The sequence below is a fragment of the Aquicoccus sp. genome, assembly GCF_041686535.1.
Classification (GTDB): domain Bacteria; phylum Pseudomonadota; class Alphaproteobacteria; order Rhodobacterales; family Rhodobacteraceae; genus Aquicoccus.
On sequence record NZ_JAWLDS010000018.1, the window covers coordinates 23,167 to 45,025 of the forward strand.

Genomic DNA, 21,859 nt, shown 5'->3' on the forward strand with positions numbered 1-21,859 from the left:
GCTCGGGGCGCGAACCCGCGGCCTGGAGGAAGCCGGCAATCAAGACCGAATGCTTTACGGGAGGACCCAGTAATGAACATGACGACAAGAATGGCCCTGGCCTGCACCACCGCCATGCTGGGCGGTGCGGCCGCCGCGGAAACGATGACCATCGGAATCACGCAAAACAACGTGGGCGTCGACAGCTATCAGACGACCTATGAAAGGGCGTTCATCGCCGCGGCGGAAGCCAATCCAGACGTCGAGGCCGTTGTGCTCGACGCCGGGGGTGATGTCGCCCGGCAGATCGCGCAGATGGAGGACCTGATCCAGCGGGACGTGGATGCCATCATCATCTGGCCGACCAATGGCGAGGCCGTCATCCCGGCCGTGCGCAAGGCGCATCAGGCCAACATCCCCGTTGTCGTGACCAACTCGAACATCGCCGAGCAGGGGTTTGATTTCGTTGCGTCTTTCTCAGGGCCCGACAACATCACCCAGGGCTCGCGCGCGGCCGAGATCATGTGCGACAAGTTCACCGACATGGGCGTCGAGGGCGAGGCCCGCGTGGTGCAGATTTCCGGCCAGCCGGGCTATACCACGGCCATCGAGCGCGCCAAGGGCTTCGAGGACCGCCTTCCGGAGGTCTGCCCCGACGTGACCCTGGTCGAAACCCAGCCCGGAGACTGGAGCCGCGAGAAGTCGCAGCAGGTCATGGAGGCTTTCCTCGTCAAGTACGACGACATCGACGGGGTTTACGCGGGCGATGACAACATGGGTGTCGGCGCGCTCAACGCGGCCAAGGATGCGGATCGCGACGGCATCGTCTTCGTTGGTGCCACCAACTTCGCGGTGGGCTACGAGGCAATGGCGGATGGCGATTACTGGGGGTCGATCTACCAGTCGCCGGTCGATGACGCCGAGGCCGCGCTGCAGACCGCGATCGACATCCTCAATGGCGAGGATCTGCCTTTCCTGAACTATTTCGACACGCCGAAGATTACCCAGGAGAACATGGACGAGTTCGAAAAGCCGGTTTTCTGATTCATCTCCCGGGTCACGCGGTGCGGGAAGAACCCGCGCCGCGTGTTCTGATCCCCGACACGACACCTGGCCCGGCGCGACACGCGGGCTGACATGCTGGCGCGACCGGACCGGTCGCACCGCGTGGCAGGGACATTCACATCCGCGTGAATGACCCGGAGCAAGGTCGGGGAGCGATTAAGACTGGCCAGACCGACGTGCGCGGCTCAAGTATGGTGTCGGTGCAGCGGCCCGGGCCGCCATCGGGGAGGGGAAACCATGGCACAATTCAACAAGTCGGACATTGGCGCGCTACTTGCGAAACAGGGTATCCTGATCGCCTTCGCGGTCTTCATGATCGGATTTGCGTTGGCCAATCCGCGGTTTATCGAGCTCGACAACGTCTCCGGTGTGATCCGCTCTTCGGCCATCCTGGGCGTGATGGCGCTCGGCGTGACCTTCGTGGTGATCGGGGGCAACCTCGATCTCTCGGTCGGCTCGATGATGTCGTTTTCCACGATCGTGGTGCTCGACCTGCACGACAAGCTTGGCCCGGGGCTGGCCATCGTGGCGATGTTCGCCCTGACCCTCGCACTGGGGGCCTTCATCGGGTTCCTGGTGGGGTATCTCAAGCTCAATTCGCTGATCGTCACGCTGGGGATGCTGTCGGCCATCCACGGCCTGACGCTGACGTGGTCGGGCGGCAAGAACATGGATATCGCCGACAAGTCGGGCACCTGGTTCGCGATCTTCGGGCAGGCGCGTGTGATGGGCATCCCGGTGCCGATCCTGGTCTTTGCCCTGCTGGCCGTGCTGCTGAGCCTGCTGCTGGCGAAAACGCCGTTCGGGCGCAAGGTCTATGCCGTGGGCGGCAACGGCCAGGCGGCGACCTTCTCGGGCATCCCGCGCGCGCGGGTTGTGTTCATGACCTATCTCATGTCGGCATTCTGCGTCGCGACGGCGGGCCTTTTGCAGGCCAGCCGCAGCATGGGCAGTCAGAACACGGTCGGCCAGGGGATGGAGCTCGAGGTTCTGGCCGCGGTCATTCTCGGCGGCGCGTCGCTCCTCGGCGGATCGGGGACGGTGTTCAAGACGGTGGTCGGTGTGCTGATCCTCGGCTTCATCCAGAGTGGCCTGCTGCTGGTGGGTCTCGACTTCTATGTCCAGTATATCGTGACATGGATCATCATCATCCTCGCCGTCTGGCTGGATGTCGCAGCCAAGCGGGGCCGCCTGTGGTCCCCGATCGCCTGAGGGAGCATCGGTCATGGCAACACTGAACCGCAAGGACTATATCAAGCGCAGCGCGATCTGGGGCTTCATCGTGGTCGAACTGGCGTTCTTTGCCATCGTCGGCGACGTGATGTCGGTCTCTGACAGGACCTTCCTCAGTCTGGACAACATGCTGTTGCTGCTCAAGCAATCCGCGCCGATCGGGATCATCGCGCTGGGCATGACGATCATCATGATCAACGGCAATATCGACCTGAGCGTGGGCGCGACATTCGCATTGGCCGCCATCGTCCTGCTCGACAGCCTGACCTGGCCGTTCATGCAGGCGCTTGGCGACTGGGCCATTCCACTGGCCTGGGGCTTCGCGTTGATGACCGGTGTCGTGCTGGGGGCGATCAACGGTTTGATCGTGTGGAAAACCGGCGTCGATGCGTTCATCGTCACGCTGGCCTCGATGCTGGGCTTTCGCGGGCTGGTCTTCATGTATAACGGGGAACAGCCGACGAGCCACCTGAACTGGACCCTCGTCGATTTCGCCGAGGCGCAATTCCTGGGGCTGCACACGGCGACATGGTTCCTGCTCGGGGTGGCGCTGATCCTGTGGCTGGTGATGACCAAGACCGTGCATGGCCGCAATGCCTATGCCATCGGCAACAACCGCGAGGCCGCGATCAACGCGGGTATCCGCGTGGGTCCGCATTTCATGCTGAATTTCATGTTGATCGGCTTTCTCGCCGCGCTGTCGGCGGTGATCTTCTATTCCGAAAGCGGCTCGGTCAATCCCAATGACGGGATGCTTTACGAGCTCTGGGCCATCACCGCCGTCGTTCTGGGCGGAACCAAGCTGGCGGGCGGATACGGCTCGATCATCTCGACCCTCGGCGGGGTCATCGCGATCCAGCTCTTGCGCAAGGGGCTGGGCCATATCGGCGCCGATACGCAGACCGTGAACCTGGTGATCGGCCTGATCCTGATCGGGGTGCTGTTTCTCGACCGCCAGTTGAACCGCCAGGGCAAGGAGGAGTTGAAGATATGACCGACCAGACACCCGTTCTGCGCCTTGAGGGCATCGTCAAGACATTCCCGGGCGTGCGTGCCCTCGACGATGTATCCTTCAGCGTCATGCCCGGCGAGGTCCATGCCCTGATGGGGGAAAACGGCGCCGGGAAATCCACCCTGATGAAGGTGCTGGGCGGCATTCACGCCCCCGATTCAGGGCAGATATTCATCGGCGAGGAACCCGTCGAGATGACCTCGCCCATGCAGGCCAAGGCCAGTGGCGTGGTGTTCATCCATCAGGAACTCAGCCTTGGGGACGAACTCAGCGTGGCCGAGAACATCTTTCTGGGTGAACTGCCGCTCAAGGGATTTGGCCGCGTCGATTGGAAGAAACTCCATGACGATACCGATGCGATCCTCAAGACGCTCAATGTCGGTTTCGATTCCACCACGCGCGTGGGCGATCTGTCCATCGCCAATCAGCAGATGGTCGAGATCGGCCGCGCCTTGACCGTGAACCCCCGCGCGGTGATCTTCGACGAGCCGACCGCGTCGCTGACCGATGCGGAAAAGGTGGTGCTTTTCGACGTGATCGCGGATCTTCAATCGCGGGGTGTGGGCATTGTCTACATCTCGCACCGGATGGAAGAGATCTTCAGGATCACCGACCGGATCAGCGTTCTGCGCGATGGCCAGTATCGCGGCACGCTCATCACGGCCGAGACGGACGAGGAAGAGGTCACGCAGCTCATGATCGGCCGCAAGCTGGACCTTTCGCGCAACGAAAGCCATCACGAAATGGGGGATGTCGCGCTCGAAGTGCGCGGGCTCAGCTGCGGCGGGCTTTACCAGGATGTGAACTTTTCCGTGCGACGCGGCGAGGTGCTGGGCTTCTATGGCCTCGTCGGTGCCGGTCGTACCGAGATTGCCGAGACGATCTTTGGATTGCGCACCCCCTCGGCCGGGGAGATCCTGCTCGACGGTCAGGAGGTTTACATCTCCTCGCCGATCGACGCGCTGCGTCATGGCATTTCGCTCGTGCCCGAGAACCGCAAGTCGCAGGGTCTGGTGCTGGGCATGAATTGCCGCGACAACATGACCCTTCCACAGGTCGATGACCTGACCGCCGGCCCCTTTGTGAGCGACGGCGCCGAGATCGCGATCTTCGATCAGTATCGTGACAAGCTCGACATCCGCACCCCTGGCTGGCGCCAGATCGTGGGCAATCTCTCGGGTGGCAACCAGCAGAAGGTTGTCATCGGCAAATGGCTTTCGATGCGGCCCGAGGTGCTGATCGTGGACGAACCGACACGCGGCATCGACGTGGGGTCCAAATCGGAGATTCACAACCTGATCCGCGATCTGGCGGCACAGGGCTATGCGGTCATCGTCATCAGCTCGGAAATGCCCGAGGTGCTGCACGTTTCCGACCGGATCGTGGCGATGTACTCAGGCAGGGTGATGCGCGAATTCACCTCCGAAGAAGTGACCGAGGACAACCTGATCCAGGCGATCTCGGGCATCGGGGCCGAGAAGGTGGCGTGAGGGGCAAGGCGCCCGGGGCGCCTGTCATCCGGGCGGCGACGGGTCGTTCTCGGCGTTCTTTTCCAGGCGCTGGGCTTCGGTACAGATGCAAAACACCTCGGCATCCCGCTCTCCGGCGCTGACATAGGCATGGCCCATCGTGCTGTCGAGGTAAATGCTCTCGCCGCGTTTGAGCGTGACGGGCGCATAGAATTCCGAATGCACCTCGATCTCGCCATCCATCACGATCAGGAATTCTTCGCCGCCATGCCGTTCGAGCGGGCCGAATTCCTTGAGCGATGACGCCTTGATGCGCGCATGAATCGGGACCATCCGCTTGTTGGTCAGTTCCGCGCAGAGGTACCTGTATACGTAATTGCTGGTGTCGATCACGATACCCTCGCCCTCACGCGATGGCGCAAAGCGGCTGTTGGGCGATGCGCCCTGACTTTCGTCATCCCCGATCAACTGCCCGATCGTCAGATCCAGCCCTTCGGCGAGTCGCAGCACCTTGTCGAGGGTTGGCGAGAGCGTCCCGTTTTCGATCTTCGAGATGGTGGAAACCGCGACGCCGGACAGCGAGGCAAGACCGCTCAGCGTGAGCTGTCGGGCTTTGCGCAAATGTCTTAGCCGTGCCCCCATATCCTGGGCTGTGGTCATGGGCGTTCGATCCTCCTTTTGGTGCAGGAAGAGCTTATCAGCCCCCCATGAGAATGGAAATATTTTCGTATACGATAAAAAATTATTGCATTACGAAATTTCTTAGATAGCGTGACCGCGACGGACACGATGCGGAAGGAAATGAACCTGATGTCAGAGCGCGCCATTTCAGCAGATGTCATCGTCATCGGCGCAGGCATGGCTGGCGCTTCGGTCGCTGCGGGATTGGCGCGGACGATGAAGGTCGTTCTGGCCGAGATGGAGGCGCAGCCCGGCTACCACACCACCGGACGATCGGCGGCCGTGTTCGCCCCGAGCTATGGGCCCGACGGTGTGCGCGCCCTGACGCGGGCCTCTCGCGCCTTCTTCGATGCGGTGCCGGAGGGGTTCACGGATGTGCCGCTGTTGACCCCGCGCCAGATCCTCATGATCGCGAGAGAGGACCAACTGGAGTCGCTTGACGCGCTCATCGACAGGATGTCCGGGGAGGCCCGGGTGGCGCGGCTGGGCGCGGCGGCGCTCAAGGAACACCAGCCGTTGCTGAGAGAAGGCTACGCCGCGGCCGGGATGCTCGACACGGGCGGCCAGGATATCGACGTCGCCGCACTTCACCAGGGGTTTTTGCGCCTGCTCAAGGCGCGTGGCGGCATGTTGTTGACCAACGCCGCGGTGCAGGAATTGGCCCGTGAAGCCGACGGCTGGCAGGTGCAGACGCAAGCCGGCACGCTCTCGGCGCCGCTGGTGGTCAATGCCGGCGGGGCGTGGGCCGGTGCGATCGGTCGCCTTGCCGGGGCGGAAGAAATCGGTCTGGTGCCGAAGCGCCGAACCGCGATGATGGTGGCCGAGCCGGATGGGTTCACGCGCCGCGATGCGCCCATCACCATCGACGTCCAGGAAGAATTCTACCTCAAGCCCGACGCCGGGCGCTTGCTGATTTCGCCGGCGGACGAGACGCCGACCGACCCGTGCGACGCACAGCCCGAAGAGATCGACGTGGCGGTTTGTGCCGACCGGATCATGACAGCCTTCGACCTCGATATCCGGCGGATCGAGAGCAAATGGGCGGGGCTGCGCAGCTTCGTCGCCGACAAGGAGCCGGTGATCGGCTTTTCCCGGGTCGTTCCCGGTTTCTTCTGGATGGCCGGGCAGGGGGGCTATGGCATCCAGTCGGCCCCGGCGGCGGCGGATCTTGCGGCCGCATTGGTGCAAGGCAAGCCTGTTCCGGGGCATATTGCCGATCAGGGCCTTGATCCTGCGCGCGTCGCGCCCGACCGCATGGCGTGTGCGGCATGATCTGGGTGATTCCCGTCATTGCGGTCGCGCTGCTGGCCTCTGGGCTGGCGCTTGCCTATGTGATCGGCGGTGCGGCCGTTCTGACCTTCGTGCTGACCGACAACACGCGCTATCTCGCCGTGCTGCCGCAAAAGGTGTTTTCGCAGATCAGCATCTTCTCGCTGCTGGCGATGCCGCTTTTCATCCTGGCCGGCGAGCTCATGAACAGGGGAGGCGTGACCAGATCGCTCATCGACCTGTCCATGGCGCTGATCGGGCGCCTGCGCGGCGGGCTGGGGCACGTGAACATCATGACCTCGGTGTTCTTTGCCGGCATATCGGGATCCGCGGTCGCCGACGCGGCCGCCCTGTCGAACACGATGGTTCCGGCGATGCGCGAGCGCGGTTACACGGCCGAGTATGCCGGGGCCATCACGGCGGCGTCCTCGATCATCGGCCCGATCGTGCCGCCCTCGATCATCCTGATCTTCTATGGCGCGCTGATGCAGACATCGGTCGCGGCGCTTTTCGTGGCCGGTATCCTGCCGGGGCTGTTGTTGGCGTCCGCGCTTTTCATGGTCAACGGCTGGTTCGCGTGGCGCGAGGATCATCCGCGGGTCGAAAAGGGCGAGGCACCGCCGCTTTTGCCGGCGATCCTTGTCGCGCTGCCCGCGCTCGCCCTGCCGATCATCATCGTCGGAGGGATCGTCCTGGGCTGGATGACGCCGACCGAAGCCGCTGCCGTCGCGGTCATTGCCGCGGGGGGCGCCGCGTTCTTCTATTCTCCGCTCACGCGTGACGACATCTGGGAAAGCTTCTCCCGGACGGCGGTTCTGACCGGGTCGATCTTCATGATCCTGTGCGCGGTCGCGGCGTTCGGCCATCTTGCCGCGCTTGAGCGAATTCCGCAGGCGATTGCCGGGTTGGTCGATGGCCTGGGCCTCGGTCCGGTCGGGTTCCTGATCGCCATGAACCTGCTTTTCATCATCGCGGGTATGATCATGGATGTGCCCGTCGCCCTTGCGCTACTCGTGCCGCTGCTGGCGCCGGTTGCCCTGGCCAACGGGGCGGACCCGATTCATCTGGGCATCGTGATCTGCTTCAACCTGTGTATCGGACTGGTGTCCCCGCCGCTGGGGGGGTGCCTGCTGATCGTGTCGACGGTCACGGGGGTCAACTACTGGAAACTGGCCAGGGCGATCGCCCCCTTCATCATCGCGGAAATCATCGTGTTGGGAATACTGGTTTCCGTCCCCGAGATCAGCCTCTGGCTGCCCCGGACGCTGGGGCTTTGGAAATGATGCGACAACCAATCAAAAGGGAAGGAAACTGAAATGAAACTCACCGGAATTCTGACCGCCTCCGCGGTTGCGGCGGCGCTTGCGCTGCCGGCGACGGCCGAGGTGAAGATCGCACTCGACAGCCCGCCGGATCTTGAAAAATCCGGCACCTATGTCTGGGCGCACACCTTTGCCGAGCATCTCAAGGCCAACGGCCTGGACGCGGTGGAATACGAGCGCAACGCGCTGGGCGAAGAGGCCGAACGGCTCGACCAGGTCAGCCAGGGGCTGCTCGAAGTGTCGATGTCGGACGCGAAATCCGCCGGTACGCTGGACGGGACGATCTTTGGCGCGTCTATGCCGTATTTCTTCAAGGACCTCGAAGAGCTTGACCGTGCATTGGACGAGGGCGGGATGCTCGAGCGGATCAACGCCGGCACGACCCCCGAGGGCGTGCGTGTGCTGGACGTGGTGATGACCGGCACGGCGTCGGGCATCTTCACCACCGAAGTTCCGATCCGCACCTTCGAGGACATGCAAGGCGTGCGTATGCGGGCACTTGATTCGTCGCAGATCAACACGTTCGAGCAATGGGGATCGAAAGGCACCATCGTGTCCTGGTCCGAGGTGCCCAACGCGTTGCAGACCGGCGTCGCGGGGGGCTATATCAACCCCGCCTTCGTGCCGCTCACATATGGCCACACGGCCTTCATCAACTATTTCACCAACGCCCGGATGAGCCAGTCGGTGCGCGTCGCGATCGCGTCAGAGGACTGGTACCAGGCACTGACGGACGAGGAACGCGAGATCGTTCACGCGGCCGTGGACAAGGCACATGACGCCAACCGTGCGCTCATTGCCGACGATTCCGCCATTTTGGAGCAATTGGAGGAAGCCGGCATCGAGGTGATCGAGCTGTCGCCGGAAGAGCGGGCCAAGTTCCGCGACGCCAGCCAGCCGATCTATGAGACGACGGACATGCCGGAAGGCGCGCTGGAGGCCTGGAAAGCGGCGATCGGAAACTGACCGATGCGGGCGATTTCCGATACGATCAACCGGCTTTCCTGGGGACTTAACCGGGTGGCTCTGGTGGGCGCGGCGCTTGCCGTCGCGCTCATGCTGGCCGCTGCCGGCTGGCAGGTGATCGCCCGCTACCTGCTCAACCAACCGCCCACCTGGACCGAGGAGCTTGCACGGTTTTCCATGGTCTGGGGCGGGCTTCTGGGCGCGTCCTGCGCGTATCGCTTTCAGCGCGATCCCAACCTGTTCCCGAATGCCTTGCAGGCCCGCGGTGTTCGGGGGCTGGTCTTTACACTGGTGCGATCCTTCGGGGTTTTGTGCTTTGTCCTGCCGATCCTGTGGTTCAGCTTTTTCGGCCCGGGCGTCAACCCCGCACGCGGATACCTCGCGCGGCTGGCCGGACGACAAACCGAAACGATGGACCTGCCGATGGTGGTGTTCGGCATCGCGATCCCGCTGGCGTTTACGCTGATCCTTTTCCATGTCCTGGCGGATATCGTGACCGCGCTTTCAAATCTCGGGAATGACGAATGAAACTCTTCATGGCCTCGCTGGCAACGGAAACCAATTCCTTTTCGCCCATCCCGACAGGGTGGAGCGGTTTCAAGGAACATCTCTACTCCAAGACCGCCTCGCGCGGCGAAGCAGGGTTGTACGCGGCGGCGTTGGCACGCTGGCGCACAATGGCCGAGGCACGGGGATGGGAGGTCGTCGAGGGGCTTTGCACCTTTGCGCAACCCGCCGGCCCCACGGTGCGCGCGGTCTACGAGACGATGCGCGACGACATCCTCGCCGATCTGCGCGCCGCGATGCCGGTGGATGTGGTTCTGATGTCCATGCATGGCGCGATGATCGCGCAGGGTTACGACGATTGCGAGGGCGACATGATGGCCCGCATCCGCGAGATCGTGGGGCCGCAGGTCAAGATCGGGCTGGAGCTCGACCCGCATTGCCACCTGACGGAACTGATGCTCGAAAAGGCGACCGCGATCATCTGCTACAAGGAATATCCGCATATCGATGTGGTGGAGCGCGCCGAGGAGCTTTTTGCCATTTGCGCCGACGCGGCCGAGGGGCGGATCGATCCGGTGATGCGCGATTACGATTGCCGGATGATGGCGATGTATCACACGCCGTTCGAGCCGGTGCGCAGCTACGTGGATCGCATGTCGGCGATGGAGGGGCAGGGGGGGGTCCTGTCGATCTCGCTGGCGCACGGGTTTCCGTGGGGGGACAATCCGCGTTGCGGCGCCCGCACGCTGGTGATCACCGATGGCGACGCCGCGCTGGCCGCGCGTCGTGCCGAGGAACTGGGGAAAGAGCTTTGGGAGATGCGCAACGATCTGCGCCGGTTTCCCAGCCTCGATGACGGTCTGGACCGTGCGATTGCCCTCAACGCGGCGCCCATCGTGCTGGCCGATTTCGCCGATAACGCGGGCGGCGGTGCGCCGTCGGATTCGACTTTTGTGTTGCGCGCGGCGCTGGACCGTGGGCTGAAGGATATCGCGATCGGAACCTTCTGGGATCCGGTGCTGGTGAGCATGTGCATCGACGCGGGCTTGGGCGCCGAGATGGCTGTGCGCGTGGGCGGCAAGATCGGGCCGATGTCGGGTGACCCCGTGGACCTGCTGGTGACGGTGCGGGGCATTGCCCGCGACGCTGTGCAGCATCTGGGCCGGGCCGCGATGAAGATGGGCGATTGCGTCTGGCTTGAGGCTGACGGTGTTCACATCGTGGTCAACACGCAGCGGACCCAGACATTCCACCCCGAGGCGTTCGAGAACCTCGGGATCGACCTGTCGAAGATGAAATACGTGGTCGTGAAATCCTCGCAGCATTTCTATGACGGGTTCGCCCCGATTGCCGCCGAGGTCATCCACCTGGCCACCCCGGGGGCGATCACCCCGGATTTCAGCATCATTCCCTTTACGAAACGGGACGCCAATTACTGGCCCAAGACGGAAAACCCCTTTGCCGGCGAAAGGGCGGACCAATGACCGAAGCATATGACATCATCCTGCGAAACGGGCGCGTGATGGACCCCGAAACCGGCTTTGACGCGGTCTGTGACCTAGCCGTTTCGGGGGGTGGGATCGCCCGGATCGGAACGATCGACGGCACCGCCACGCGCGAGATCGACGCCACGGGGCTGATCGTCGCGCCGGGCTTTCTGGATCTGCATGCACATGGCCAATCGGTCGCCGCCGACCGGATGCAGGCCTTTGACGGTGTCACCACGACGCTGGAGCTGGAGGTCGGCGCCATGCCGGTTGCCGGATGGTATGACAGGCAGGCCAGGGTTCCGCGCGCGCTGCATTACGGCACGGCCGCGGCATGGATCTTCGGGCGCAAGGCCGCCTTCGGCGCGATCAAGCTTGACGCGGAGGTGCATCCGATCGACCAGATGGGCGCCGGGTCGGAAGACATGCGCTGGTCGACCGAGGCCGCCGATGCCATGCAGACGCGCGAGATCGTCGCCCATGTGCAGCAGGGGCTCGACGAGGGTGCGATCGGTATCGGTCTGCCGAATGGCTATGCCCCCGGTGCGGGGGTCAAGGAGATGGCAGAGATCTGCGATCTGGCTTTCGAATACGGCACGCCGACCTTTACCCATATCGCCTATCTCAGCAATATCGACCCGCAAAGCTCGGTTGACAGCTATGTTCGGCTGATCGGTTTGGCCGGCGCGACCGGGGCGCATATGCATATCTGCCACCTCAATTCGACATCGTTGATGGACATCGAGCGCGTGGTCGAACTCGTCGCGAAGGCCCAGGAACAGGGCCTTCCGGTCACGACCGAGGCCTACCCCTATGGCACCGGTGCGACCGTGGTCAGCGCGGGGTTCTTCATGGACCCCGATTTCACCAAGCGCACCGGCAGCGATTATTCCAATATCGAACTGGTCCACAATCACCACCGCTTCACCGGCCGCGAGGACATGCGCGCGGCACGCGAGGCTTCGCCGACCGACCTGGTGATGTGGCATTTCCTCGACGTGGACGCGAATGATGAGCACCGGCGCCTGCTGGATCTGTCGGTCACCTATCCGGGTGGGTCCATCGCGTCGGATGCGATGCCCTGGATCAACGAGGATGGCAGCATCTACGAGGGGCTCGAATGGCCGCTGCCCGATGCGCTTTCGGCGCATCCGCGCTCTTCGGGGACGTTCACGCGGTTCCTGCGCGAACATGTGCGCGAGCGTGGGACGATTCCCCTGATGGATGCATTGGCCAAATGCACGACCCTGCCCGGCAAGGTGATCGAGGGCTGTGCACCGCAGATTGCGAAAAAGGTGCGCCTGCAGGAGGGCTGCGATGCGGATATCGTGGTATTCGACCTGGAGACCCTGACCGACAAGGCCGAGTTCACCGCGATGAACAGACCCTCGGAAGGGGTGAGGCATCTGCTGGTGGGCGGTGAATTCGTCATCTCGAACGGCGTGTTGAACACGGATGCGGCACCGGGGCGCCCGATCCGGCGCACAATGAATTGAGTGTTCCGGTCCTTCTCGTCACGGGGTTCCTGGGCGCGGGAAAGACCACGTTCATAAACCGGATGCTGCACGGCGAGCACGGGCTTCGGATCGCGGCGATCGTCAACGATTTCGGGTCCATCAACATCGACGCGGCCTTGCTCGACGCCTCGGCCGAAGGAGTTATCGGGCTCAGGAACGGCTGTATCTGTTGCTCGTTGCAGGGCGATCTGATGCGCACGCTGAAACAGGTCATGGCCCGCGCGCCGAAACCCGAACTGATCGTGATCGAAGCCAGCGGCGTGGCCGATCCGGCCGGTATCGTGCAGTCCCTGATGGACCCCGTCATCTGGTCGCAGGCACGGCTTGAGACCGTGATCGGGATCGTGGATGCACCCGACGCGCTCCGGAGAAAGGACGACCCGCTTTGGCAAGCCCAGTTGCGCGGGGCGGACATCCTTTTCCTGTCGAAGACGGCCGACACGACGCCGCAAGATGTGACCGCGCTGCGGGCCGCGTTGAGCGTTCAGGGCAAGAAGCACATCTTCGACATGGAGGCGCCGCTTCCGCTGGCCGCGCTGTTCATCGAGGCCGGTCACGAGCGGGACAGTCTGACGGCACGCCCGCATGACGACAGCCGGTTCCTTCATCTGGAATGGAAATGTGACGGCCCGCTCGAGTTGCACGCCTTCCAGGAGACCATGTCACGGCTTGCCCACACGCTCTTGCGCGGAAAGGGGTTCGTCAGCTTCAGGGGCAGGACCGGCCGTATGCTTTTCCAGCTTGTCGGCACCCGTGCCGCCCTGTCGCCCGAGCCCTCGGACGGGGAAGAGGGTTGCAAGCTCGTACTGATCGGCGAACGCGGCGAGTTCGATCCAGATGCGGCGCTGCGTGCCCTTGACGCACTCCGGACACGCGACGCCGGGCAGTAATCGACATTCGTGCCTTGCGCTTGGCTTTCGCACCGCGGCACGCACCGGGTGCGAGCAGGGCGCTTTTCGTTCCTGATCGGGTTCTGCATCGCGTCTTCCGATTTCCTGCTTGACTTTGAATGAACGGCCATTCATTAATGCGAGCCAAATGGTAGCAGCAGGATTTGACCATGCGTAATCGTGACTTTGCCGCGACTCTTTCCTGGGATCAGGAGAACTTCGTCCATCCTTGGGAGGATATGGAAGGGCTTGGCGCCGGGGAGAGGAGCTTCGTCGAAAGCGCCGATGGTGTGCGCGTTACGACCGAGAACGCAGAGCGGTTGATAGACGGGCCGGGTGGCATGTGGTGCGTGCAACTCGGTTACGGAAATTCCGAGCTTGCCGAGGCGATGGCCCGGCAGGCCCGCGAGATGGCCTATTTCTCTCCGTTTACCGCGTCGAATTCCGTCAGCGCCCAACTTGCCCACGAGATCGCTTTGCGCACGCCGGGTGACCTCAACCGGGTGTTCTTTACCACCGGCGGGTCCACCGCCGTGGATACCGCGCTGCGCTTCGTTCAGTTTCGCAACAACCTGCTGGGCAAACCCGACAAGAAGATCGTGATCTCGCGCGAGAAAGCCTATCATGGGTCCACCTATCTTGCCGCAAGTGTCAGCGGCAAGGAACGGGACAAGAACTGGTTCGATCAGGCGGACGAGTTGACCCATTTCCTGCCCGACGTGAACCCCTACAGGCGCCCGGCCGGCACGACTGTCGAAGAGTTCCTGGACGCCAAGGTTGCGGATCTTGAGAACGCCATACTGGAAATCGGGGCGCACCGGGTCGCCGCCTTCATCGCCGAACCGATTCTGGCCTCCGGCGGGGTCGTGGTGCCACCCGAAGGATACCACCGGCGCTGTCTCGACATCTGCCGCCGGCACGATGTTCTCTATATCTGCGACGAGGTGGTGACCGGTTTCGGGCGTCTCGGCCATTGGTTCGCATCGGAAACCGTGTTCGATATCGTGCCGGACATCATCACCTGCGCCAAGGGGCTGACATCAGGCTATGCGCCGATGGGCGCCTGCATCATCTCCGATCGCTTGATGCAGGACATCTCCGGGAATGCGTCGCGAGGCGCCACGTTCTCCAACGGATACACCTATTCCGGTCACCCCGTCAGCGCCGCCGTCGCCTTGAAGAACATCGAGATCATGGAGCGCGACGGAGTCCTCGACCATGTGCGCCGCATTTCACCGCTGTTCCAGGAGCGGCTCGCGGATCTGTCGGGGCTGCCGATGGTCAGCGATACCCGCGGAATGGGCCTCGTGGGCTGCGTGGAATGCAACGTGGATGGCATGGATGGCGAGGATGCCCTGCAACTCGACACCGAGATCGGTGCGCGTATCGATGCGCATTGCCAGAGGCTGGGCCTGTTGCTGCGCCCGATCATCAACATGTGCGTGTTTTCACCGCCGCTCATCATCGCCGAGGACGATGTCAACCTGATGTTCGACATCCTCGGCGAGGGTATTCGCCGTGCGGCGGACGATGTCGCGCGGCAACGCAAGCGCGGGGCATGAGCGACATGCCGCGTGATCCTTTGCCCAATGGAAGGGGGGTAGTGTGACGCTCGGAAGCGACCGAAGCGGTGTTTTTCTCGCCATGCCGGCCACGGTCTATGTCGGGCTGCTTGTCGCGGCGCCTCTCGGTGTTCTGGTCATGTACAGCTTCTGGACACAGACCTATGTCGACATCGACCGAACGTTCACCTGGGAAAACTACCGCGCCGCGTTCAGCGATCCCCTGGTTCGCCAGCTGCTGGTGCGCTCGGTCTGGATGGCGGGCCTGGTCACGCTGCTGACCGTGCTGCTGGCCTATCCGATCGCGTATTTTGTCGCCTTTCGCGCCAGGCGCAAGATGTTGTGGCTCTTGCTGATCACGATTCCGTTCTGGATAAGTTACCTGCTGCGTGTGTTTGCGTGGAAACTGATCCTCGGGTTCAACGGATTGCTCAACAGCGGCCTCGCCAGCCTTGGGCTGATAAACGAGCCGCTCGACTTCCTGCTCTACAATGAACTTGCGGTCATCATCACCCTGGCACATGCTTGGGCACCCTTCGCGATCCTTCCCATTTACGTGTCGCTTCAGAAGATCGACAGGAGCCTGCTCGAAGCGGCCACCGATCTGGGGTGCGGGAAACTCGGACGTTTCTTGAGGGTGACGCTGCCCCTGACGGTGCCGGGCATCATTGCCTCCTGCCTGATCATCTTCATCCCGACAGTCGGCGATTACGTGACCCCGGCATTGGTGGGCGGCTCGGACGGCAAGATGGTTGCCAACCTGATCCAGGTCTATTTCGGTTCCGCCAACAACTGGCCGCTGGGCGCGACGCTGTCGCTGATGACGATGGTTTCCGTGGGGGCGGTGGCCATTAGCTTCGTGGCGCTCGTGCGCGGCGCCGGAAAGGCAATTCGATGACACGTCTTGCAAGATTTGCCCCCGGCCTGAGGGCCTATGCGGTCATTTACCTGTTGTTTCTTTACCTGCCCGTCCTGTTGATTCCGCTGTTCTCGTTCAGCGAAGGCACGGTTGTGGCCTTCCCGATCTCGGGCTTTACCTTCAAGTGGTACGGGCAACTCGCAACACAGGACACCCTGCTGCAATCGCTGGTCAACAGTGCCATCGTGGGGGCGGGGACGGCGGTGCTCAGCACGTCGCTGGGATTGTTCGCCGCGCGGGCCTATATTCGGCACGATTTCCCCGGGCGCAGGGCTTCCGAAGGTCTGGTGATGCTGCCGTTGGTGACCCCGGTGATCATCGTCGCTTCGGCAATGCTGGCGCTGTTCCTGCTGATCGGGCTGCGGCCGTCGCTGTTGACAGTCATTCTCGGCCATACATTCCTGACGGTTCCCTTTGCCGTTTCCATCCTCAAATCGGCCTTCGAGGAATTCGATCCGTCGCTGGAAGAGGCCGCCTATGACCTGGGGGAATCCGTCTGGGGCACGTTCCGGCGGGTGACCCTGCCGATCGTGGCGCCGGGTATCGTTTCGAGCCTGCTGGTCACCTTCACGGTATCCTTCGACGAATTCGTCCTGGCGTTCTTTCTGTCGGGCGATCAGCCAACGCTGCCGGTCTATATCTGGAGCCAGATCCGCTTTCCCGCGAAACTGCCCAACACGCTGGCGCTTGGCTCGCTGCTGCTCGGGTTTTCCGTGCTGCTGCTGATCGCCGCCGAGTTCTTCCGCCGCAAATCGAGAAATGCGATCGCCAAGGTGAAAGGGTGACACCGACATGACCGGAGACACGATCATTGAACTCATCGACGTCGAGAAACACTTTCGCTCGTTCGTCGCGCTTTCGAATTTCAGTCTCGATCTGAAAGAAGGCGAGTTCTTCTCGTTGGTCGGACCGTCAGGATGCGGCAAGACGACCGCCCTGCGCATCATCGCAGGGTTCCAGGAGCCGACCTCGGGCGTGATCCGGATCGGCGGGCAGGACATGCGTGCGATCCCGGCCAACCGGCGCCCGACCAACATGGTGTTTCAAAGCTATGCAATCTTTCCGCACCTGAATGTCGCCGACAACGTGGGCTTTGGCCTGGCCAAGTCGGGCCTGTCCCGCGCGGAGCGCAAACAGCGGATCGGCGAGGCGCTCGAGATGGTTGCACTCGACGGGCTGCAGCGCCGTAATGCGCATGAACTGTCCGGCGGGCAACGGCAGCGCGTTGCCCTCGCCCGGGCGCTCGTCATGCGACCCAAGGTGCTTTTGCTCGATGAGCCGCTTTCGGCACTCGACAAGAACATGCGCGAGTCGATGCAGTTTGAATTGCGCCGGCTACAGCAATCCATCGGTATCACGTTCGTGATGGTCACGCATGACCAGTACGAAGCGATGACGATGTCGGACAGGATCGGCGTGATGTTCGATGGCCGCCTCGAACAGGTTGACGCGCCCTCCGCTCTTTATGCCTTTCCGGCCAATCCCAAGGTCGCCTCTTTCATTGGTGGCATGAATTTCCTGCCCGCCACGCTTCTGAATGAACGAAACGCAACGCTTTCGATCGAGATAGCCGGGCTTGGATCGCTCGATATCGGGATGAACCCGGGAGTGACACGCCATGAGCGCGATCTGCTCGTCGGCCTTCGTCCCGAGCAACTTTACATCGGACGCGACGTGCCGACCGATTACGATGTCACGGCACAAGGCACCGTGACCGACATCGCCTTCTACGGCGAGAGCGTGCGCTATCACGTCCAGATCAATGGCGTGCCGGAGCCTGTCTCGGTTTCCGTTCCCAACTATTTCCACACGGTCGACTTCAAGCGTGGCGATGCCGTCTGGATCGCTGCGCAGGGCGCCTCCGTGATCGACCTGGGCACCAGGTCAGACAACGAACCAACCAAGCAAGAAAGGAAGGTATGACAATGACTCGCACATTCACACGACTTGCGACCCATGCAGCGATCGCGGGGCTGGCCGCCGGCACCGCGATGGCCGATGGATCGGATCTCACCGTGTTCGACTGGTCCGGCTACGAGGATCCGGGCTTTTACGGGAACTATGTCGAGACCTATGGCGAAGGGCCGAGCTACTCCTATTTCGGGGACGAAGACGAAGCGTTTGCGAAACTGCAGTCGGGCTTCGGTGCCGATCTGTCCCATCCGTGCAACTATGTCACCCAGAAATGGGCGGATGCCGGGCTGCTGCAGCCCATCGACACCTCCAGGCTGGATCATTGGGACGATCTTCTGCCCGGGATCTCGTCGGTTGACGGGATCAACTTTGGGGGCGAGACATGGATGGTTCCCTTTGATTGGGGCAATACCGGGCTGATTTATCGCAGCGACGAGTTTTCGTCCGAAGAGGTTTCGCTGCAGATGCTCACCGATCCGGCCTACAAGAACAAGATTTCCCTGCCCGGAGGGGCGCTCGAAGCCGTGACCCTGGGTGTGCTCGCGACCGGCGCACAGGATTCCTATCCTGATCTGAGCGAAGAGGAATTCCAGGCGGTGCTCGATTTCCTTCGCGACGTGCATGAGAATGTTCGCTTCTACTGGTCCGACGCGACGCAACTGGATCAGGCCCTTGCCAGTGGCGAGGTCCTGATGGGGTGGGGCTGGAACCAGACCGAGGTCAACCTGGTCAGCAACGGCGTGCCCGCCGAGATGATGCGCGACGTGGACAAGGGCGTGGTGTCCTGGGTCTGCGGCTATGTCCACATGCAGGACTCCGACGTGCCCGATGAACAGGTATATGACATGCTGAACGCGCTGACCGCTCCGGAAAGCGGGAAATACATTATCGAAAGCTGGGGCTATGCCCATTCCAATGCCAAGGCATTCGACATGGCCGATCCCGAGCTTGTCGAGGCATACGGGTATTCGGACCCCGACTCCTTCTTTGCCGGAAGCCTTTTCGGTGTTCCCCTCGATCCCGCGCTCGAACGCCGCTTGCGCGAAGAGTATGAACGGATCAAGTCGGGCTTTTGATCCCGGTTTGCCAGACGGCGCTTTTCGGTCTCTTGGTCCGAAAAGCGCCATTCCCCTTGCTTGCTGATGAAAGAGCGGAACATGGGCGATGATCTCTGTTACCTGCCTGCGACCGAAGCCTTGCGCCTGTTTCGCGCGCGCGAGCTGTCGCCGGTGGAATTGATGGATGCGGTCATCCACCGCTCCGAAGCAGTCCAGCCCGCGATCAATGCCTTGACCTACACACATTTCGACGAGGCGATGGACCTGGCGAGATCGGCCGAGAGCCGCTATGCAAGGGGGGCGTCCGCCGGGCCGATCGATGGTTTGCCGGTGGCCGTCAAGGATGAGGGGTTCATCGAGGGCAAACCCACGTCGAACGGCTCGCTGACCATGCGTGACATGGTTGCGCAGCACAGCTCACCGGTGAACGCGCGTGTTCTCGCGGCGGGCGGGATTGTTCACGCTCGCACGGCCACGCCCGAGTTTTCCTGCGCGGGTCTCACGTGGTCACGCCTTTGGGGTGTCACGCGCAACCCGTGGAACACCGAATGCACGCCCGGCGGGTCGTCGGGCGGCTCCGGTGCGGCACTGGCCGCCGGAATGTGCAGCCTGGCGACGGGGTCCGACATTGGTGGCTCGATCCGCATTCCGGCCTCGGCCTGTGGGGTTGTCGGCCTCAAGCCGTCCTATGGGCGCAACCCCGAGGAAGCCCCCTTCAACCTTGATTTCTTTGCCCATCAAGGTCCAATGGCGCGCTCGGTTGGCGATACCGCGCTCTTGCAGGACATCATGGCTGGACCGCACCCCGCGGACATCGCGACGCTGCGCGACGGGGCCGTTCTTGCCGAAACCACAGGCGCGATCAAAGGGCTGCGCGTGGCGTATTCCCCCGATCTCGGCCTGTTCGAGATCGACCCCGACGTGCGTCGAAACACCCAAAAGGCCGTGGACATCCTGAGATACCTCGGGGCAACGGTCGAAACCGTGGACCTGGGCTGGAAAAGCGAATGGCTCGATGCCGGCCTGCAGTATCTGAAGCTGCTTTTCGGTCGTTTCATCGCCCGGACCCTCGAAGATCATGCGGACGACATGACCACCTATGCCCGGGCGTTCGCAGAAGACGCGATGAAGATTTCTCCCGATGCCTTGCTGCAATGCTACGAGGCCGCGGGTCACATGTATCAAAGCCTCGGGGCCGTGCTCGAGGATCACGACGTGCTGATCTGCCCGACCAACGGGCTGCCCGCGGTGCGTGCGGATTTCGACCCGTCCCGAGAGACGCTTTGCATCAACGGGCGCGAAACGGATCCCGACTTCGGATGGTTTCTCACCCTGCCGTTCAACATGCTGAGCCGTTGCCCGGTTCTTTCTGTCCCGACTGGGCAGGCGACGAACGGCGTGCCCACCGGCATGCAGATCGTTGGACGAACCTACAGGGAGCAGGACATATTCGGCGTTGCTCACGCGTATCAGCAGGCCGTATCGGGATGGTATGACACGAGGGCAAAGCGGCCGGTGATCTGGCCGTTCGAATCAAATGTGTCGTAGGGGCCCATATGCCGGCAGTGACAAACTGGCGTGTCGCGCCTTATAACTGGAACTCCGCTCCCCTGGGTTGGTCGGAATCTGTTGGAAGTCGAACATGAACAAGCGCACCACCGCCGCCGACCAACCGAACGCGCGTGAAATCAGCAAATCGCGCCATCGCCGGGTCCTGCTCAATGCCGCGGCCGATGCGGTCTATCGGTTTGGTGTGCGGGGGGTGACCGTCGCCCGGATCCAGGAAATCTCGAACCTTTCGCGCGGCATGATAAGCCTGCACTTCGGGTCCAAGGAAAACCTGCTCCTCGCGATGCTGAAGGAACTTTCGGAAGAATATACCCGAAACTGGCGCCGCGCCGTCGGACCCGACGACGCCAACCCGGCACGCAGGCTTCGTGCGATCATAGCAGCCGATTTTTCGCCTGACGTGCTCAACCCGCGAAACATCGCGATATGGTTTGCCTTTCGCGCGGAAATCAACTCCCACCCCGAATATCGCCCCTTCGTGGACTCGCGCGAGTCCGACTTTCGCGACGCCCTGATCAAGACCTGCCGCGAGTTGTCAAACCTCGAAGAGGAGGCCGTCCTGGCCGCAAACGCCCTGACCGCGGTGCTTGAGGGCATGTGGACGGATTTCCTTCTCAACCAGGCCCAGTTTGACCGCGAGGTCGCGCTCGAGGCTTGTCTGCTCGTTGCGCGACGCCTGTTCCCGGACATCGCGGAATCGGAATGGCTTGGACCGATCGCGCCGAAGGCCGAGGACCGCACCCGGGAGACCGGTGGCTGACCCGTGCCCGCGCGACGTTGCAGCGAGGCGGGTTTACTTGACGGTCCGGCGCATGGATCGCCCAAGGCCGGCGCGCGCGGAGGCGGTCCGCATGCGAGCGAAGAAGAAGTGAACACCCGTCGCACCTTGGGGGCCTGGATTTGCAACCGGGGCAACCCGGGCCGTCAAGCGCGTATTTCTTAAAGAAACAAGGTAGCAAGGTGGTAGCCCGTAGGTCTCTTGCAAGCATGTCCCGGCACCTACCACCTAATACAATAAACCACTGAACTCTGGGCAGGAATTGACCCATGGATTTTTGCTACCTACCGCTTCCCTCCTCCGCTTCTTATGCAGGATATTGGTATAGATCTTGGGTGAGTACACATGCCGAAGCTTTCAAAAGGTCAGGTAGATTCCATTTGCGAACCCGGATTTCACGGTGATGGGATCGGCAAGGCCGAGTTCATCGCCATGCGCCGCGCCCGCGATTCAACACTGACGTTGCCCGCGCGCATGCTCGCGGCGTTTCAGGTCAATATCCGCGGCGGGTGCGTGCCCGAGGTCGAGGCGGATGGGCACAGCTACCTGAAAATTCCGGTCGGGAACTTCAAGCCGCCATGAGTGGCGGTCAGAATTCGGTGTTTGCCGGATCATGAGTGCCGCCCTGCAGTGTATTTGCGATGGCGGCGGCGGCGCTCACG

General features: G+C 62.4%; 20 protein-coding genes. 19 read left to right on the plus strand and 1 reads right to left on the minus strand.

The window, feature by feature from the left end; all coding sequences use genetic code 11:
- The first annotated feature begins 72 nt into the window (after positions 1-72).
- From ACESL9_RS06435 to ACESL9_RS06450, 4 genes are all read left to right on the plus strand, one after another.
- A complete protein-coding gene (locus ACESL9_RS06435; RefSeq protein WP_372609526.1) occupies positions 73-1,023 on the plus strand; it encodes a sugar ABC transporter substrate-binding protein in 951 nt (316 codons plus the stop codon).
- Positions 1,024-1,281: 258 nt separating this feature from the next.
- Positions 1,282-2,256, plus strand: coding sequence for an ABC transporter permease (locus ACESL9_RS06440; protein ID WP_372609528.1), 975 nt, complete (start codon positions 1,282-1,284; stop codon positions 2,254-2,256).
- Between the two features lie 13 nt (positions 2,257-2,269).
- The gene (locus ACESL9_RS06445; protein WP_372609530.1) at positions 2,270-3,271 is read left to right on the plus strand and encodes an ABC transporter permease; all 1,002 of its coding nucleotides are present in this window, start codon (positions 2,270-2,272) and stop codon (positions 3,269-3,271) included.
- Complete coding sequence (locus ACESL9_RS06450) at positions 3,268-4,779, plus strand: sugar ABC transporter ATP-binding protein (protein ID WP_372609532.1); 1,512 nt, start codon at positions 3,268-3,270, stop codon at positions 4,777-4,779. Before ACESL9_RS06445 ends, ACESL9_RS06450 begins: the two co-directional genes overlap by 4 nt.
- Before the next feature lie 24 nt (positions 4,780-4,803).
- On the opposite strand, the gene ACESL9_RS06455 is transcribed toward ACESL9_RS06450, so the two are convergent.
- A complete protein-coding gene (locus ACESL9_RS06455; protein WP_372609534.1) occupies positions 4,804-5,418 on the minus strand; it encodes a helix-turn-helix domain-containing protein in 615 nt (204 codons plus the stop codon).
- A gap of 150 nt (positions 5,419-5,568) precedes the next feature.
- Between ACESL9_RS06455 and ACESL9_RS06460 the strand changes: the two genes are divergently transcribed.
- The 15 genes from ACESL9_RS06460 to ACESL9_RS06530 all read left to right on the plus strand — a co-directional run bounded on the left by ACESL9_RS06460 (position 5,569) and on the right by ACESL9_RS06530 (position 21,779).
- Complete coding sequence (locus ACESL9_RS06460) at positions 5,569-6,711, plus strand: NAD(P)/FAD-dependent oxidoreductase (RefSeq protein WP_372674624.1); 1,143 nt, start codon at positions 5,569-5,571, stop codon at positions 6,709-6,711.
- Positions 6,708-7,991 (plus strand): TRAP transporter large permease, encoded by a 1,284-nt coding sequence (locus tag ACESL9_RS06465; RefSeq protein ID WP_372609538.1) that lies wholly within the window; start codon positions 6,708-6,710, stop codon positions 7,989-7,991. The genes ACESL9_RS06460 and ACESL9_RS06465 overlap by 4 nt, the downstream gene beginning before the upstream one ends.
- A 33-nt stretch (positions 7,992-8,024) precedes the next feature.
- Positions 8,025-8,996, plus strand: a complete 972-nt coding sequence (locus ACESL9_RS06470) for a TRAP transporter substrate-binding protein (protein ID WP_372609540.1) — start codon at positions 8,025-8,027, stop codon at positions 8,994-8,996.
- A 3-nt stretch (positions 8,997-8,999) separates the two neighbouring features.
- On the plus strand, positions 9,000-9,524 hold the full coding sequence (locus ACESL9_RS06475) for a TRAP transporter small permease (protein WP_372609542.1): 525 nt from the start codon (positions 9,000-9,002) through the stop codon (positions 9,522-9,524).
- Complete coding sequence (locus ACESL9_RS06480) at positions 9,521-10,987, plus strand: M81 family metallopeptidase (protein ID WP_372609544.1); 1,467 nt, start codon at positions 9,521-9,523, stop codon at positions 10,985-10,987. Before ACESL9_RS06475 ends, ACESL9_RS06480 begins: the two co-directional genes overlap by 4 nt.
- The gene (locus ACESL9_RS06485; RefSeq protein WP_372609546.1) at positions 10,984-12,486 is read left to right on the plus strand and encodes an amidohydrolase family protein; all 1,503 of its coding nucleotides are present in this window, start codon (positions 10,984-10,986) and stop codon (positions 12,484-12,486) included. The genes ACESL9_RS06480 and ACESL9_RS06485 overlap by 4 nt, the downstream gene beginning before the upstream one ends.
- Positions 12,483-13,397 carry a CobW family GTP-binding protein gene (locus ACESL9_RS06490; RefSeq protein ID WP_372674625.1) on the plus strand — a complete coding sequence of 305 codons (915 nt, stop codon included), beginning with the start codon at positions 12,483-12,485 and terminating at the stop codon, positions 13,395-13,397. Before ACESL9_RS06485 ends, ACESL9_RS06490 begins: the two co-directional genes overlap by 4 nt.
- 170 nt (positions 13,398-13,567) lie before the next feature.
- On the plus strand, positions 13,568-14,959 hold the full coding sequence (locus ACESL9_RS06495; RefSeq protein ID WP_372609550.1) for an aminotransferase: 1,392 nt from the start codon (positions 13,568-13,570) through the stop codon (positions 14,957-14,959).
- Between the two features lie 82 nt (positions 14,960-15,041).
- A complete protein-coding gene (locus ACESL9_RS06500; protein ID WP_372610067.1) occupies positions 15,042-15,857 on the plus strand; it encodes an ABC transporter permease in 816 nt (271 codons plus the stop codon).
- A complete protein-coding gene (locus ACESL9_RS06505; protein WP_372609552.1) occupies positions 15,854-16,663 on the plus strand; it encodes an ABC transporter permease in 810 nt (269 codons plus the stop codon). Before ACESL9_RS06500 ends, ACESL9_RS06505 begins: the two co-directional genes overlap by 4 nt.
- Positions 16,664-16,670: 7 nt before the next feature.
- Positions 16,671-17,801: an ABC transporter ATP-binding protein gene (locus tag ACESL9_RS06510; RefSeq protein WP_372609554.1), complete on the plus strand. Its 1,131-nt coding sequence runs from the start codon at positions 16,671-16,673 to the stop codon at positions 17,799-17,801.
- Between the two features lie 2 nt (positions 17,802-17,803).
- Entirely contained in the window at positions 17,804-18,868 is a 1,065-nt protein-coding gene (locus ACESL9_RS06515) for an extracellular solute-binding protein (protein ID WP_372609556.1), read from the plus strand.
- Positions 18,869-18,949: 81 nt separating this feature from the next.
- A complete protein-coding gene (locus tag ACESL9_RS06520; protein WP_372609558.1) occupies positions 18,950-20,398 on the plus strand; it encodes an amidase in 1,449 nt (482 codons plus the stop codon).
- A gap of 94 nt (positions 20,399-20,492) precedes the next feature.
- On the plus strand, positions 20,493-21,179 hold the full coding sequence (locus ACESL9_RS06525; RefSeq protein WP_372609560.1) for a TetR family transcriptional regulator C-terminal domain-containing protein: 687 nt from the start codon (positions 20,493-20,495) through the stop codon (positions 21,177-21,179).
- Positions 21,180-21,542: 363 nt separating this feature from the next.
- Positions 21,543-21,779, plus strand: a complete 237-nt coding sequence (locus tag ACESL9_RS06530) for a hypothetical protein (RefSeq protein WP_372609562.1) — start codon at positions 21,543-21,545, stop codon at positions 21,777-21,779.
- The last annotated feature ends 80 nt before the right edge of the window (positions 21,780-21,859 follow it).